This is a genomic window from Candidatus Woesearchaeota archaeon (genome assembly GCA_030651135.1).
Lineage (GTDB): Archaea > Nanobdellota > Nanobdellia > Woesearchaeales > JACPBO01 > JACPBO01.
Window position 1 is genome coordinate 77,891 of record JAUSCS010000009.1, and the last position, 16,272, is coordinate 94,162.

Annotated in this window: 14 protein-coding genes and 2 tRNA genes; 3 read left to right on the forward strand and 13 right to left on the reverse strand. The window is 39.3% G+C overall.

From position 1 onward, the window contains the following. Positions 1–14 precede the first annotated feature (14 nt). The 9 genes from Q7J54_05010 to Q7J54_05050 all read right to left on the reverse strand — a co-directional run bounded on the left by Q7J54_05010 (position 15) and on the right by Q7J54_05050 (position 5,777). A tRNA-Val gene (locus Q7J54_05010) sits at positions 15–167 on the reverse strand. A 137-nt stretch (positions 168–304) separates the two neighbouring features. After that, positions 305–538: a PLDc N-terminal domain-containing protein gene (locus Q7J54_05015; protein ID MDO8740902.1), complete on the reverse strand. Its 234-nt coding sequence runs from the start codon at positions 536–538 to the stop codon at positions 305–307. 67 nt (positions 539–605) lie between these two features. After that, the gene (locus tag Q7J54_05020) at positions 606–851 is read right to left on the reverse strand and encodes a hypothetical protein (protein MDO8740903.1); all 246 of its coding nucleotides are present in this window, start codon (positions 849–851) and stop codon (positions 606–608) included. 149 nt (positions 852–1,000) lie between these two features. Then, positions 1,001–1,717 carry a PGF-pre-PGF domain-containing protein gene (locus Q7J54_05025; GenBank protein MDO8740904.1) on the reverse strand — a complete coding sequence of 239 codons (717 nt, stop codon included), beginning with the start codon at positions 1,715–1,717 and terminating at the stop codon, positions 1,001–1,003. A 75-nt stretch (positions 1,718–1,792) separates the two neighbouring features. Next, positions 1,793–2,140: a hypothetical protein gene (locus tag Q7J54_05030; GenBank protein ID MDO8740905.1), complete on the reverse strand. Its 348-nt coding sequence runs from the start codon at positions 2,138–2,140 to the stop codon at positions 1,793–1,795. Next, complete coding sequence (locus tag Q7J54_05035) at positions 2,106–2,981, reverse strand: hypothetical protein (protein ID MDO8740906.1); 876 nt, start codon at positions 2,979–2,981, stop codon at positions 2,106–2,108. Before Q7J54_05035 ends, Q7J54_05030 begins: the two co-directional genes overlap by 35 nt. A 79-nt stretch (positions 2,982–3,060) precedes the next feature. Further along, a tRNA-Leu gene (locus Q7J54_05040) sits at positions 3,061–3,245 on the reverse strand. A gap of 49 nt (positions 3,246–3,294) precedes the next feature. Continuing rightward, the gene (locus tag Q7J54_05045; protein ID MDO8740907.1) at positions 3,295–3,843 is read right to left on the reverse strand and encodes a CBS domain-containing protein; all 549 of its coding nucleotides are present in this window, start codon (positions 3,841–3,843) and stop codon (positions 3,295–3,297) included. Positions 3,844–3,854: 11 nt separating this feature from the next. Then, complete coding sequence (locus Q7J54_05050; GenBank protein MDO8740908.1) at positions 3,855–5,777, reverse strand: nucleotidyltransferase domain-containing protein; 1,923 nt, start codon at positions 5,775–5,777, stop codon at positions 3,855–3,857. A gap of 175 nt (positions 5,778–5,952) precedes the next feature. On the opposite strand from Q7J54_05050, the gene Q7J54_05055 reads away from it, so the two are divergent. Further along, the gene (locus tag Q7J54_05055; GenBank protein MDO8740909.1) at positions 5,953–6,618 is read left to right on the forward strand and encodes a hypothetical protein; all 666 of its coding nucleotides are present in this window, start codon (positions 5,953–5,955) and stop codon (positions 6,616–6,618) included. An 11-nt stretch (positions 6,619–6,629) separates the two neighbouring features. Here Q7J54_05055 and Q7J54_05060 read toward each other — a convergent pair whose 3' ends face one another. Continuing rightward, positions 6,630–6,896, reverse strand: a complete 267-nt coding sequence (locus tag Q7J54_05060) for a hypothetical protein (protein MDO8740910.1) — start codon at positions 6,894–6,896, stop codon at positions 6,630–6,632. A gap of 40 nt (positions 6,897–6,936) precedes the next feature. Here Q7J54_05060 and Q7J54_05065 point away from each other — a divergent pair, with 40 nt between their 5' ends. Together Q7J54_05065 and Q7J54_05070 are read left to right on the forward strand one after the other, a co-directional pair. Then, a complete protein-coding gene (locus tag Q7J54_05065; protein MDO8740911.1) occupies positions 6,937–7,203 on the forward strand; it encodes a hypothetical protein in 267 nt (88 codons plus the stop codon). A gap of 51 nt (positions 7,204–7,254) precedes the next feature. Continuing rightward, a complete protein-coding gene (locus Q7J54_05070; GenBank protein MDO8740912.1) occupies positions 7,255–7,491 on the forward strand; it encodes a hypothetical protein in 237 nt (78 codons plus the stop codon). Here Q7J54_05070 and Q7J54_05075 read toward each other — a convergent pair. The 3 genes from Q7J54_05075 to Q7J54_05085 are packed head-to-tail and all read right to left on the reverse strand — an operon-like array spanning position 7,483 to position 16,271. Continuing rightward, the gene (locus tag Q7J54_05075; protein MDO8740913.1) at positions 7,483–13,491 is read right to left on the reverse strand and encodes a fibronectin type III domain-containing protein; all 6,009 of its coding nucleotides are present in this window, start codon (positions 13,489–13,491) and stop codon (positions 7,483–7,485) included. The two genes, Q7J54_05070 and Q7J54_05075, sit on opposite strands and share 9 nt — an antisense overlap. Beyond that, a complete protein-coding gene (locus Q7J54_05080) occupies positions 13,488–15,518 on the reverse strand; it encodes a hypothetical protein (protein MDO8740914.1) in 2,031 nt (676 codons plus the stop codon). Before Q7J54_05080 ends, Q7J54_05075 begins: the two co-directional genes overlap by 4 nt. Before the next feature lie 12 nt (positions 15,519–15,530). Beyond that, positions 15,531–16,271: a hypothetical protein gene (locus Q7J54_05085; GenBank protein ID MDO8740915.1), complete on the reverse strand. Its 741-nt coding sequence runs from the start codon at positions 16,269–16,271 to the stop codon at positions 15,531–15,533. Position 16,272: the final 1 nt, after the last annotated feature.

The window sequence follows — 16,272 nt, forward strand, 5'->3', positions numbered from 1 at the left end:
TTTTTAAGTTATAATGGGCCCAGCCGGACTTGAACCGACGACATTCACCAGTTTGAACGTTTTACGCTAGTCAAGGCAGCGTCACTCGCTTCGCTCGTTCCGAGCCTCGACTCACTTCGCTACGCTCGTTCGTCAAGGTGACATCATAGCCACTAGATCATGAGCCCTTCAATATGCAACCATAAACGAGAATTCATTTATATAGCTTTTGCTTCTTTAGTAAGCGACAAAAATAAGCCATAGAATAAATCGCTTACTAAGGTTTGCCAGACATAACAATTTTATGAGTTATTTATGTCTGGCATTACTTTTTGTCTTTGGCTTTTACAACAAAGTAATATATGATCGCTCCGATTAAGCCGACTAAAACTAGTACCAGAATCCAGACGATCTTTTCTGTTTCGTCCTTGAATGTTCTTTTCGCGCAGTCAATTATCATGAAGATCCAGAAAATAAAGGCAAGGATGAATATTGCCATAAAGATTAAGAACAGTAATGAAATGAAGATGCCCATCCACATTGCTGTTTCAGCTGCCATTTTAACACATCATCTTATTGTCATTTAAATACTTTTAGATAAAGCACATTAGCAGATACACTTAGCTCTATCGCGGGTTTCTACAACAAGATGCGGATATATGCAAATATTGAAATGGGCCTTGAACTTCAACAACCACTTCATTTTTGTTGATGTTGAATTTGTCATAGCCAAGCTTCCTTATTCTTTCACCAAGATTATCCCTGCTGATCAATGGCGGTGTTGCGCAATTATAGCAAGGCAGTCTGGGCATATATCTGCCTTCAGGCAGTTCGCGTATCTCTGTTTCTTTTCCTTCATATAAAACTTTCATTATAACGCCCCCTTTATGTTAATAAAGAGCCTCCGACGAGAGTTGCACTCGCGACCTCCACCTTTTTAGCACGATACCAAGGTGGCGCAATAGCTACTATGCTACGGAGGCATAACAGTTGTTTTTTATTTGTTATTTATAAAGTTTGTTTAAATTTTAAATGCCTTGAAGAGCCATTCGAAAAAAGAAGTTATGCCGGAACGCTGCTGATATGCTGCATTAGTAGCTTTATTGGCATCGCTTACAGCATCATTGCTTTTATTGAGAATTTTCTCCTCTGCTTTTTCTAGCTCGATGATCGGCTGCCTGACAACACCCACGGAACTGTTCGCAATTATTGAAAAATAGCTCAGATATCCGAAGCCAGGGACTTTTGCTTCGTAATATACATAATCTATGCTTTCTGCTATTCTTTTTGCCGGGAACTCCATCCACTTGTCCTTTTGGTTGTACCGCATAAGAACAATATTCGGGTCTTCGGCAAATCTTTCAAGCCATGATTTTTTGATTCTAAACTCAATCTTCAGGGATTCCATCTCAGCATCCCTTATGTTCGAGTTTACAACTTTGATGTGTTGGTATGCGCCAGCAGGCGCCCCTATTCCTTCTTCAGGCTCTGCAAGCCTTTCAAGTTTCATGCTCGTATTCACAAATTCTTCTGTAAGCTCAAGGTGCATGTTGGTGAAAGCGATCTTATCAGTTGTTATTGACAATGTCGCGTCAGTAAAGCCCAGGATCGAAAACAAAAAAATCTGGTAGTTGTCCTTTGATATTCTGGGGGTTATTGTTATAGCAGAAACTATTGATAAATTGATTAAAATCATGCAAAAAATTATTAAAAACAATTTATGGCTGTTTATTTTCATACTTACCCCCTATTGCCCAAACCCCCTTTTATGAAGAAAATGCGGTCCAATTTAAAAATGTAATGCCGAAGATGCCTAGCTCCCATAATACGAGCTTTTCTTATAACCCAGCTTCAATCTCGCATCATCATATGCCTTATGATCCTCCAAGATTATCTCGATGAAATCTTTGTTTTGCTCTTTGATCAGTACAGCTCTCACATCAGAGGCTATTTTCCTGAAGAACACATACAAATGCTTAAATTCCTTCTTTGAAGGGACAGAGCCAAGCTCCTTGTTTTCTTTGCATCTTCTGCACCACTCGATAAGGTCATTTAACATCCCTTCTTTTAATTTGACAATGTAATCATCAAAATTTTTGTTAAACTTTATTTGGTTTCCAAAGATCTCAAGCAATTTCTGCTTTGCTTTTTTGTCTTCCATAAATCATCTCCTCGTATGCGTTCTTGAATCTTACTAAATGGCTGTTTGGCTTGATGTTCTTAATCGATTCTTCAAGCGTTTTTATATAAGTATGGACTTCGACGTATAAATATGTTTCTGAAAAAATATTTTTGCACAATTCTTTCATAAGCATATCGAGATGCTCTAGTTTGATTTTTGATGATATTTCTTTCAGCTCCCTGCCATTAAGCAGCCTGTTCCTGCAAAAAAGATTGTAATCGAAGACAAGCCTTCTTACAGACTCCGGCTTTTTTTCTTTCCTCATATGCTCAATTACTGCCTCATGGTATGTTCCCATCAGCCTTGATAAAGAGGGCTTTTTCTTCTTCGCGTTATTTGGTATCATGAAATTAGATGCTGAAATCAATGAAGCTGACTGAAATACAGGATTGGTTAATCTTTTCTCTGATAGGAAGATCACGTGCTTATTTTCATCCCATTTTTCCTTGTAGCCCTTTTTTGCAATGATAAAAACATCAATATCATTAAATTCCTTGGAGAACAAAAAAGAGCCGGCTATGAAGACTTTGTCGTGCTTCTTTGAATAGCCGTCTATGAGCTTCTTGGCTTCCGCTAATCTTGCCGGAATTATTTCACTAGATCCACTAACCCAGTATTCTCTGTCCTTTTGTTCCCTTGAAAGCGAGTCGAGTGCTTCCATCTTCTTCTTCACAGATGTGTAAAGCGACTTTTTCTCGGCATTTGAAAGTCTAAGGCGATTACTGTACTTTTTCAGAACACTGAACTGTTTTTCTGTGAATATCAGAGGAACAAATAGCTCTTCTTTCTCCGCTACTATTTTTAATATTTTTTCATTCATATTACCTTATAAAGTAATACTTATATTTAAATATTTCGATTTTTCATTAAAAATATTAATAATTTTATTAGAAATGTAATGCGGAGGAAGGGACTCTCAAATCCTGAGGATTTGCTTTTCCTCTGGGATATTCGAACCCTCGGACCCATTCCTTGCCAAGGCAACTCGCATGCCCAGACTCTAAGGGACAGGATGTCCTAGCTGGTCTTAAGTATCGCACCACATCTGAGTCCTGCGCGTTTGACCAGGCTTCGCTACCTCCGCATAATGCCTAGTCTTTAAACAGAAATAAGAAAACACTTTATAAAACTTTCTAAGCTTCTTCCTTGCAGTCCATGCACATCAGAACGCCGTCAAGATCCGTGACTTTCTCAGCGTATTTGCCGCATATCTGGCATACGCCTTCTGACGCCTTTCGCTTGCCTAATCGCTTTCTTTCCTCTTCTCTTATTTCGAATTTTTCAACCAGAAGATCAAACAATTGCGGCTCTATTTTAAGTACATCTTTTAATGTAAGCAATCCGATGAATTTTTTACCGTAAATAACAGGCAAGTGCCTTATGTTTGAGTCTCTCATCTTAAGCAAAGCATCAAAAATATCTGCTTCAGGGCTGATTGACACCATATTTATTTCCATATAATCCCCGACTTTCGACTTAGAAGCATCAATGCCCTTCGCAACAGCTTTTCTGACAATGTCCTGCTCTGTTATTATGCCCTGCAATTCTTCTGCTTTTTTGATCAGCAATGCGCCAACATGCTTCTCAGCCATGAGCTTGGCGCAATCCTGCAAACTCATTCCAGAAGTGATTGTAATTGGATTTTCCGTCATTGCATCGCAGACTTTAAAGCCGGTTTTCATTTAGTTCACCTTTAATAGTTTACCATAACCTCGACATCCTTGCCGAAAAATGATTTAAGGCTCTCAAATAATGGCTCTTTTATAAACACGCGCGGAGGGATTTTTTCATTCACAAGTGCTTTTTCCATTTCTTCAATTGAAGACTCTTTTGCTGCGCCCAAGCTGCCGTCTTTGTTTATAATGGCTTTTGTAATTTCCTTCTGCTCAGCATCTATGTCATGAATGATAAACGCTTCCTTTTCGAGCAGCAAAACTTCGCCGAACTTTGTTCCGTGTTTCACTCTCACTCTGGCTTTCTCTATTTCCAGGCCGCGCTTTCTCTGGATGTATTCGATCAGGAACTTTATGAAAGAAGAGGAATCTTTCTTTACCTTTTCAACTTCCACTTTTGTGAGCTTCTTTTCATCATAATCTTTTTTTGCCTTTATTATTTCATTCAATATTCTCAAAAATTTTGCAGGAATCTTCCCTTCAGCTATAAGCTTGTCCTCAAACATACTGACAATTTCAACATCTGCAACTTTTTCAACGCCCTCTAATTTTAATATGTCCCTTATCATGGTTACAATCGTGTCATAAATGCGGACCATGTCTTCTTCTTCCTTTATCTTTTCTATCTGGCCGAATAATTTTTTTATTCTTTTAAGGTAATCTTCTGCATTTGTCAGCAGCTCGTCAAGCTCTTTTCCTGTGAGTGATTTTTTTGTTCCGTGCTCAAGCTCTTTTCTGACCTGGATATTCTTCTCTAAAAGCTTGATGTATTTCTCTTCAAGCATCTTTTCCTTATCAACAAATATTTCCTTCATCAATGCAGGAGTTTCCTTAGGAGTTGGAGGCGGTATGCCAAAAAGCATCAGTGCAGCCTGGCTTGGAGTAAGTATTGCATAATAGATGTCTTCCATTCCCAGATCCTGCAGCCTGAAATGAACTCGCTTCAGCATTTCTTCGCCTGATGACATGAACATATCAATTGCCTCTGCGCTTGGCTTTATCTTGCCCATTTTCAATAATTGCTTCCAGGGCATAAAGATGCCCCTGTCGTAGAATGGAACACCGTCTCTGAGCAATGTGAATATTATTGGGTTTGCCTCTTTCAGGCTGTCCCAGAAATCTGTCAGAATGTAAACCTGGATGTTCAGCTTGTTTTTAACCCCGGTTATATCGCCTGCTTCAATTCCCATGCCGATTATTATCGCCCTTAATTTGTCTTTCAATTCTGCCCTTGTCATCCGCTTGACATCTGTGTCATCAATTACAACCCAGACATCAATGTCAGATGTTTTTGTTGCCCTGCCCTGAACTAATGAGCCTGCCAAAACATAAGAAACAATGTAGCGCTCGAATTTCTTCAGCACCATTGATTTGTGTATTTCGGCTATTTTTATTGCTGAAAGCATTCCAAGATCATAAACAGGGGCAGACATTGCAATAAGCTGCAATAAGTCATATTTTGCATCATAGCAGCTCTGCCAAAGCTCCGACAGAATCACTATTTCAGGAGTCAAAGACTTGTCAACATCCTCGGCCATCTTTGTTATTATTGCAGAAAGCTTTGTTGCCAGCTCCTGCTTTGACATCTTCTGGCTGTCAGAATCATCAACCAATACAAGAACATTTATTTTTTCTGTACCTTCTTTTTTCTCTTCCTGTTTTTCACTGGTTTTTTCTTTTGGATCAATATATTCTTCTGGCTGCGCCTGAGTAGGTTTTTCCTCGCCTTTCCTCTGCGGCGGCAGCAATGCGATCCCCATGATATATTTGTCGAACTTTTTAAGAACTTCTTTCTGGAACCTGTCAATCTTTTCCTTTATTTCCTTTATCTTTTCCTGGGCTTCTTTTGGGAGATTTTCAGGGATCTTTAATGCCAATTCATTACCTGATTTTTGCTTCTCTTCAGAATTTTTTTTATTTTCCTTTTCTTCTTTCTTTGCCATTTAAAGACCCACCCTTAAAGAGAACTAATAAGCGATTGTTTATAAATATTATGGTTTTATTGATTTTGAGATTTTCATAATTTTAATTCCATAAAAAACAAAACATATATATAGAAGTGATGACTTAGGAATGGTATTAATTAAACTTAAAAATAACGATAAAAGGTGATGAAAGATGGCTGGACAAAAATACAAATATGAAGAAGAACATAAAAAGATTTATCATAAGATGTTAGAAGCAATTCCTTTAAAAGATTACATAAAACAAACAAAAAAACACGGAGATGCTTGGACATCGGCTTTAGAAGTTTTAAAGGGAAAGGGTGTGGCTCATATTGATGATGGAATTGAACTTTTAACTGATGCAGTAATAGCATATAGAAGGGCAGCAAATCTGCCTTTTAGCGATGACCCTAAGCACAGACATTATGTTGTATCTGAAATCAGGCACATTCTTAATGATAGGGAATTTTCAAAAGGGCTCGGTGAAGACCCTGAAAAAATGTTAAAAGAGGGAAATGCTCACATTATATTAACCCAAATATTACAACTGGAAAAAGACAGAGATTTAGAAGGAAAGTTAGATTATGAAATGAGAAAAATATTATCGCCTGATAAAGATTTTGATTTTTACCACGGAATAGCTCATTATTATGCAAGTCTACGTCCGACACTAAGGTTCAGTAAAGGGAAGCTTACTAAGATGTCTTCGCAGGAAGGAATAGTTGGCGCCATAAAATCTGCATATAAGCAAGAAATTAGCAACCAGTTGGAAGATCATAAAACAGATGAAGGGTATAAAACAAAGAAAAGAGGTACAACTGATGAGGATACTCACTAGTGGTAGCCCAATTATTTTTCTTTTTCCATTTCATCCATTGTTCTGATCAAAAAAACCCTTGATACCGTAAAATAAGGCAGAAAGATCGCCAAAAATAAAATAATCGCCAGCAGATAATTTATTGCAAGGGAGTATTTCAATATTAAAACAATCAAAAACAAAATAAAGATCAAAATCAAATAAATGGAAAAGGCATATTTTATTTTTTTAATGCCAACTATGAAGATCTTTTTTATTAATTCTTTTAAACTATATCTCTGAATAATGGAATAAGCCATAATTATAAAATAAAAAAATATAATAAAAACAACCACAGAAATGGCAATAGTTGTATTCTGCGGGACTGCAATCACCGATGTCATGCTGCGGCGTATGGAATCAAAAGATATTACTGAAATCAACGAAGCAACTAAAAATAAAATAAAGCTGATCAATGAAAACTTCATAAAAAAATTAAAAAATCTTGCCTTGATCTTCAGCATTTTATTTGCAATAATCCAGTTTATTGACTGCAGAATGCACCATGCTATGAATAAAAATAAAGCAAAAATAAAAGCCGACTGCATAATTGTATTCAAATTCTGATTCACCAGTGCATTTTGGGTAGAGAAATCAGGCTGAATAACAGATCCTGGGTTGACTGAGATCTGCTGGGCTATTGCAGAGTACTGGTTCAGTATCGGAATGAGTATTTTCAGCGAGTCAAATATTTTTTTAACTGTAAAGCCAAGCATACCAAAAGAAAAGAGCAAAAATAAAAGATCGAGAAAAACCGAGAGAATGAATAAAAGAGAGTTTTTTCTTATAGCCTGGAATGTTGCTTTGAGGCTTTTGGTCAAGAGGGTTGTGAGGGTCATTGTAAGATTAAGGTGATTGGCAGCAGATTTGGCCAGAATCGCATTTACCAGTATCAGCTAAATCAGTTAATTGCGTAAATGAAGTAGGACATGCTCCGCTATTTTCAGGCGGAAGACAAACTCCTTTTTTAGCAGGATTGCTCTTATCACTACATTCCTTTTCCCAGACATAAGCTGTTATTATTTGTGAAAAAGCCTCTGCATTTGCTGGAGCAACCAATGCTTTGCCTTGAAATGTGTGTTTGTCATTTAAAGTGGGTGTCCAACTATAGGTGCTTGTTTTCTTGTCTGTAGTAGATATGACTGTAGGGGTAGGTGGTTGCAGATTGTTAATAATTACATAAGCACTGTTCATATCGCTGCTTGTTGTTAGTTTAATTTCATAGCTTCCGGGTTTTTTTAATAAAATCGGACTTGTTGACTTACCATCAACAGTGAAAGAACTAACAGTTGCCGAAACTGTTTGACCGGTTCCTTGAGCAGCAGGATCGCATATAACTTTGAAATTCACTGATTTTTCCTGAATTGCTCCGTTATATGTTGTTTTTTGCTCAGAAGGAACATACTGTTCCGTGGCTGTATCTTTTTTATAGTCATATAATGCGAATACAGCATTCCATGGCTGTTCTTTATTGTCGCAATTAAAGCTAGAGTCGATTGTGGTTGTCTGGGCTGCCTGAGGGTTATAATTAAATATTGTTGAAGCATCGGTGCTTGGTTTGTCATTTATATAAACCTGAATATTTGCACTGCAAGTTACTTTTTTATTTAAAAAATCATAAGTGCAATCTGTTATTTTATCAGCCGCTACTGATGATGTGAAAGTTGGAGGAGGACCATCAGAATAAGCACCAGTTCTATATCCAAATTTATCTGAAGCTTTATTATAAACTAGTTCAAAAGCATCATTGCATTGCATTAAATTAGGATTGATTGAAATAGAACTCGCTGAAATCTTTCCGCCGCTGGTTATTTTATTGGCATCATAAGCTACATTGGTGATTTGCACACACCCAGTTGTTGAAGTTGGTGTTGAGGCTTTTCTTCTGAACATGTCTTCCGTTATTATAACATCAGGCAATGTAAATTGATGCTGCTTATTCTCAGAAAGCAGTTTTACTGGTTGATTTGGTGCATTATTGCCGCTGCTCATCTCAGGAATTACAACGCCATTCTGGTTTGTTACAGTCCATCTCAATTGTTTTGTATAAGAGCAGAACTCTCCAGCTCCGCCAGCGCAATATTCATATTGGCGCTCTTTCGCATCTGTAGGCAGTTGCTGCGCTATTCTCGCAGATACTTGCAACTTCTCATCTTTTTTGAAAGGCTCTGCTTTTACATAAGGATCGCCATCAAAATACGCCTCTCCTATGTTTTGGCCGATGTTCAATCTGCACAGATAGCTCGCAGTTCCTATGTCAAAGCTGCAGAATGCCGGCGGATTTCCGCCTTCCTGCGTTATGCTGCATTCCTGCTTGTCTGTCCTGGTTGCCCCGGTATTGTCAGTCCATGTCCATTCAAGGACAGCTGTATCATACCTTACTTTTGATTCTGTTAATGGAACATAGGTGTCGCTGTCTAAGATTTGTCCGGAGGTCAGAGTTCCTGTTCCGCCTTCTGCAGCAACACCCATGGTCTGCTCTGCGCCGGTGCAGTCGCACTTTCCCCCTGCGAAATTAGTTGTATCGCAGGTATATCCGCTTGAGCATTTCAGATAAATTCTGTAACTCAAAGGAGAGCCTGCAACCAATCCGATTCCAAGATGATAACTCCATGTTGTCAATCCAGATGGATTGCTTACAGGATTATACGCAATAAATCTTCTTGTACATGGATATAATATCGGCTGGCTTTGTATACTGACTGAAATGTTCTCATTCAATAATGTATTTACATCAAGATTCCAGTCGCCAGTGAATGCAAACAGGCAGATTGCATGAACTAACTTTCTTTCAGCAAACATTGTGCGCCATATTGTTGAGCCGCCGTATCTGCCTGATATTGATTTCTGCACACCTGTTCCTGCAGATGTCAAAGCTCCCAAAAATCCTCCAATGCCTCCGGCAGATCTTCCGCCAAAGCCCGAGCTGTATTTCTTTGTAAAGCACTTTATAAGATCATAAACAAGATCGCACACATACTGCGTCAATACTGCCTGGCATATTCCCGGATTTCCGTCTCCCGTCAATAAGATTGTGTTGAAGCATGTTCTTATAGCATCCATCATGGATCTGTAAAGCGAAAGATAGCTTGTGATCCCCGGCAGGCAGACGCATTGGATTGATCTTAACAAGCCAGAGGTCGGATCAACAATGTATTTCTTGTCTGTTGTGCCAAGGGCTGATAAAATATCATTGAATACTTTATCGGCGTTTGTTGTAGTACTGGGAGTAGAATAACCTGCGTTGGTTACTGATGGGTTTGCTACATTCTTATAATCAGTTCTAAATGCATCAAGAGCAGTTTTATACGCTGGCTGTTCTTTATCTAATACCTGTAGATCTTTGAATATACTTGTCAGGTCTTCATCAGGAATGAATTCAGAAACTTCTGTTAATGGAATATGCCCTACTGCTGTTGGTATTGCTGCCGCTGTAATTTGTTTTCCCTGGAATGTATAGCCTCTCTTGACAGTATTTGTCGGCGGTTTGGTTGTATCGTCAGTCGTTATGCTGTAGAATATAGCCTCTCCATGCACATCTTTACTTTCTATTTTATGGCCTTCCTTATAATTTCCCAAGCCGCTTACAAGCTGCGGCGTTGCCTTTCCCTGAGGATCGCAGAATCCTGCAACAGAATTAAAGATCTTTCTCGGAGTTGTACAAACATTCTTGTCATCAGGATTAACCAGACAGTAAGATTCTTCTAATTCATTAAACCCGAACTTAGGATATGCTCCGCAAGCAGAATCCCATTCGCGCATGTATTCAAAGCCGCAGCAAGTTTTATCATAAGGATGAAGTTTTTTGCACTCTTCTGCAGATAAAGGAACTGTACTAGAAGAAGTCTCGCCTTTGTACCATTTATAAATGTCTTCCACTTTCTTTGCACCAACACCGCCTGTTGCCGTGTCTATATCAACAAGCCCGCAGTCAGAATTTGCATTAACAACAAGATCTTTTGCACTAACTATTGTTGTTTTTTTACCGAGATCCGTTTGACCAAATAAATCTATACTTTCTTTTTTCTTTTCTTCAACATAATTCTGCAATGTAGGCGCAGCAGGGCAGAATATCCTGTCGCAGACCCAATGCATTGTCTGATCCCAGCTTATTCTTCTTTGTATTGAATCGCTGCAGGATTTGCATGCCTGATTCTTTCCGTTGTCATCGCTTGCAGTTGGCGAGAATGCTTGGTCGCACAACCCCTGCTCTGCAACCTTTTTCATAGTGCCGCTGCCGCCAACAAGATTCTTTAATATCTCCCCTAATCCGCCTGAATACTCACAGTTCCATTTTTCATTGAACCAGTTGAAGAAGGAATATGCCCATGATCCCATGCAGCCATAAAACACCCATGTCTTGACCTGATTCAAAGGCTTCAATATCATATCTATCAATTCTATTGTTACATTCAGCAATTCAACAGATGAAGTTAAAAATGCCTTTGGAATTTTATCTGAGGGCGCTCTTCTGTCAATATTGACAATCACATCCCAGCACTGCTTCTGAGTCAGTGTCTGCGTTTGCGTCAAAGTTCCCTGCGTTCCTCCGACTCCTGGCGAGATGCTGTAGCCTGGAAGATTCGGGTCATGAAACCTTATTGTGAGCAGCAAGGGAATCTTAATGCAGCCCATTCCCGGGACAGGGCATTCATCGCTTCTGTGGTCGCTTAGATTATTTTCTTTCTCAAGTGATGTGTTGCCTTTTATTATTGAATCGAGCCTTTTTATTTTGAGAATAACGTAGCCTGTTTTTTTGTCGCCGCTCCATATTGCCTGCGAGCTCTGCAGCCAGTCTTCATCATATTTTTCCTTCTGCTCTGCGCTTAACGGCATTATTTCCACAGTCGGGTTAGCTATTATATTTCCGTCCAGATAGCCGCTTTGCCATCCTATCTGGGAAGTTATCCCGATCTGCGACATTCCAATAAGCATCAGCTTCGGAGTGAGCATATCAGGAGTGGCTTCGCTTATGTTGACCTGCCACCATGCTCCGAATCCGCACTGCGTGTATTTTATATCGCCCATAACAGGAGTGCTTTCCCTTTCAACAGAATCCTTTGCAATTAATTTTATTTTGTTTACATAAGCCGGAGAGTATTCTCCGCTTAGCCCTGTTGACGGCGTCCCAGCTATTCCTGTTGTTTCATATTCTTCCAATGTGCCTTCTTTTGTCAGGCTGATATCAACACTGAAAGTTCCGTCTGGCTCTGTCACTTTTTCATATGAAGGCGTTGATTCATCATCATAATTGACATAAACATAAACAGTTGCATTTTTGCTTACTTTGCCTTTTACTGTAACATCCGGGATGTAGGACGGGCTTAATGCGCCAAGATTATTTTCAACTATCACAGGCGGATTAGGGTCAAACAAAGTTGTGTTCTCCTGAATTGTTACATGGCCTATGTTATCAGTTGCCTCGATTTTTATTTTGTTATAGCCGTTCTGCAGGCTAAGGCCAGTTGAAAAGTTGCCATGCACATTGTTCAGTATGGTTCGCGGGGTTATGATGTCAAAATCAACCACAGGAGGAAGCTGCGTTATCACGCTGCCGCCAGCCAAAGTTGTTGCGTAAAGCATTGCTGATTTCTGGCCTTCATTTCCCGATGCATCAACTGCGCTGGCTTGGTAAGCATATGTTTTATTTGTGCTTACCATAACATCTGTGAAATCATTTGCAAGCCTTGTTGCTATTCTTCCAACATCTGTTCTGTAAACAGCATATTTGCTTAAGTCAGTTACATTGACGGGATTCCAGATTATCTTTATCGAACTGGCAGTTACAATGCTTTGGGAAACATTCTCTACAGCAGGCGGCGGGGTTGTGTCAAAGCTTTCTAAGCTGACATAAAATTTTATTGTTGAGTTCTTGTCAACTGTGCCGTTAACCTTTAATGTTTGCACTGGAGAAATTTGGGGAATTGGCGCTATGTCCAAATAAGGATATGTCAAATCAACAGTTATATTGTAATTTGCATCATTCTCATTTCCACTAGCATCTTTTGCATGCAGCCTTATCTTGTTCGGCACAACAGCAGGGTCAAGCACAACAGCAGGGAACAAAAATGTTCCATTGTAATCAGTTGTCAATGCCCTTTTCAGCACATCATTCTGATAGAGCTGCACAGTTGTGTATTGCTTTGTTCTTCCGCTTATATCGAGCTGGGATGAGCCGTATAAAGTCGGAATTGTTGCATTGATGAAGGGGGGCGTTGTATCTGCATACTGCGCAACAAAGCTGAGCAAAGAAGAATTTGCGCAGTTGTTATAGGCATCGCATGAATTTGCGATATAGAAGTACTGTGTGTTGTTTGTCAAATCTGTCAGCTGGACATTATGCTGCGTAAGCATTCCGCCTACGCTGACTTCAGATCCGAGGTCAGTTGTTCCGCCATAATAAATCTTTGAAGTTGAAGCTTCATTAGTTGTCCAGCTTATTGTCGCAGTTGTTTCTGTTGTTGAAACTAAGATAGTTGATATAACCGGCGCAATAATATCACCTACGTTTGTATAGAAATAATAAGTATCTCCGCCGATTGCCGCGCTGTCACTTCCGCTTGCTGATGTTATGCTGTAATAATATTTTGAATCAGGCAGCAAATCAGGCAATGTTAAAGCATGCTCTGTTAAAAGAGCGGCATCTGAAACTGAGAAATCCCTATAGGAATAATTTCCATATATCGCTTTTGAATCAGCTGCAGCATCTGTATCCCATAAAATATCAGCTGAACTTGAAGTAAGGTTTTTCACCCTGATGTTCGATATTGTCAGCGCATTTGCAGAATAAACCGGGAGCAGCAGCATCAAAGCTATTAAAAACAATGCAGTGATTTCTTTTTTGTTTGCTTTCATTCCAGTACAGGCACCAGCTGTGTTTGATATTCCTGTTTTTCCAGGTCGCCTATTAAGTTCATCTGATCGTCATTTGTTACAGGAGTTGGAGCCTTCTCAATAACATTAAACTTAATCTTTGTCTTGCCTTCCAAGTCAAGCTCGCTGACTGACCATATTCCCTTATAGCCGCCAATCATCTTTTCGCCCTTTGTTAAAATAAGAAATAAGTTATATGTTGTATCTTCGTCAAGCAAATCGATCTTTTTGTCAGATTCAGGCATTGTGCTGTCAAAGGGATATGCCCTATATAAATCGTAGCTTCCATCTTCCTGCGACAGATATATCGTAACTGACTCATCACCTGCAAGCTGCAATTCTGATGCAGGCGCTGTTGTTTTTCGCTTTACAATTTCAAAGTCAAGTGATTTAAGCGCTTTGAGCTCTATTGTAAATGGCGATTTGATAAATTGGTTTACAGCATCCATGTATCCTTCTTTTCTCGCTTCTATATTGCCATACTTGCAGAATGAAGGCAAATTTGTTATTAGCTGATAGCTTCCAGATGATTGCTTTGTCTGCCCTAGATTGCATCTGTATCTTCCGCATGTAAAAGATATATTGACTGCATTTAATTCCATGTTTGAAAGCCCTTCTCTTTTGCCAGTTGCCCTTATTTCAACTGCCTCTGGGCTGCGCTGGCCGCAATATGCTGCATCTTCTATTGGCGGATTGAATTCTGCCGGTGCAATTTCAGTTGTTCTCCTTGCTTCATTGCTCTTCAGCATGATTGGAATTGCAAAATGGAATGAAAAGCCATTGCCGTTGAATGCGGCGTCATCTGATAGCATTACTTCAACCGGATAAGAAACATCATAGGTGAAATGATAAATATTTACGCACATGAAGCTGAGGAATTTCTGCGATGTTTTCCCTGTATTTGATTTCAGCAATCCGTCTTTTGAAGGCCTCACAGCCAGGTCAATGCCCCATATTGGCTGATACCTGAATCCTACTTTCAAGTCGCTCGGCTTTGTTTTTACATCCCAGAAATAATGGAAATAATCATATGCATCTTCTGGCAGCGGAGCAGAGGGAGCTTTAACGCTGCTCAATTCAGCCTGCGTGTCTGTAAACTCTGGAATTGAAAAAAGACCCTCGTCTTCAGGAAGATAATTTATGTTTGCTGCTTTTTTTCTAAGCTCATCATGATATTTGCCATATTCCTCATACACTGATTCAGGCGCTGAAAAAGGAGCATAGCCTGTATTCTTTATTCTTACAAGCGGAGCAGTGTAATAGACCATGCTTTGCAGCTCTTTTCTTACATCCAAAATATTCCACGTAAGCTGATCGCATCTGAAGTCCATCCCGGTTAAGGGCGTTTTCGGATTCATTGCAATCAAATTCACAGTCATGTTCTCAAACAGCCCGTCCTTGTTTTCAGCTTCAAGGATTTTTTTTGCCAGCTCATAGATCTTTTTCAGCTTAACGTCTGAATGCACAGAGAAATCCTTCAGCTTTGTTTCTTCACCCGTTATTATATTTTTGATTTTAAGCCTGTAATCAACATTGATCACAACATCATTTTCAGCGATTTTTGTCTGCGCTGCAGGCTGCTTTACTATTTCAATATCAAAATCCTGCCTGAATGAAGCAAGATCCTGTATGCAGTCATTGATGTTTTCCTCTATATAATCGCTTATCTGCTGCTCCATCTGCTTCTCTGAAGGAATATGCGAGGCAGCATCATAATACCAGTAAGGCACTTTGTAAGGCCCGAAGAAGAATATGTTTTTTGCAGGGTTATTTTTTATTGAGTTTGGCAATACAACATAGCCGCCTTGCTGGCCCAATCTTGCTATTGCATCCTGGCTGACAACATTGACGCAGGAATCTATGTAATTGCGGATTGGCGAGATGTAGGGTGGAATTACCCTGCTTGGGAAGAACATCGTCTTTTGTGAAAGAAAAGAAATAAGAGTGGCAGCAGCTATTACAATTACAAGTGCGACTATCATGAAAACTGTTATCTGCGCTCTTTTCATCTATCCTCTTTTTTAATTGCTATCAAGCATTATCGCCGTGTAGCTTCTGAACCAGGCAAGGCAGTACAAAAGCACTATTGCCGCAATTATGGGTGCTGCCGGCATGCCCAGCAATGCTATGAAATTTGAAGCGTAAGCCGCTATTCCCGCTATGACCAAAGCTATGAAAATATAAAGCTCTTCCACACCTAACTGCAATGCTGTTTTTATTGATTTAAATACTTTTCCTCTTTTTGCGAGCAATATGTAGAGGATATTTGTGAAGTAGATTGTTAACAGTAATGCCAGCATAAACAGGCTGATCATCACATTTTCCTTGAACAATTTAAAAATTGCAAAAAATAGGATTAAAACTGCGGGAATCCATATGAGATTTGCAAGAAAGAAGTTTTTGAAATAGTTTAAATCAGGCTTTTTGCCTAATAAAACAGCGTAAACAATGCCCTGGAAAATTACAATCATTAAAAAAGCAAACAAAACGAATAAAAAAGCGTAAAGGTATAATGCATTGAAAAAGGACTGCATCGCGGCTGTTGTTGCTTCTAACTGGGTTAAAGATGTTGTTGCGAGATCGCTTATCTTGTTTTTTCCGACTATTGCTGCTGCTTGATTTATTCCATACTCAAGAAAATAGGCTGCATTGGCCAGCAGGAACAGGAAGATAAAGTCGAGCAGCATTATTAGCAGGAATCTTGGCTTCGGAATAAAGGAATGAAGCAAAGTCCTTAACCAGCTTTCTGTTTTTTTTGGCATT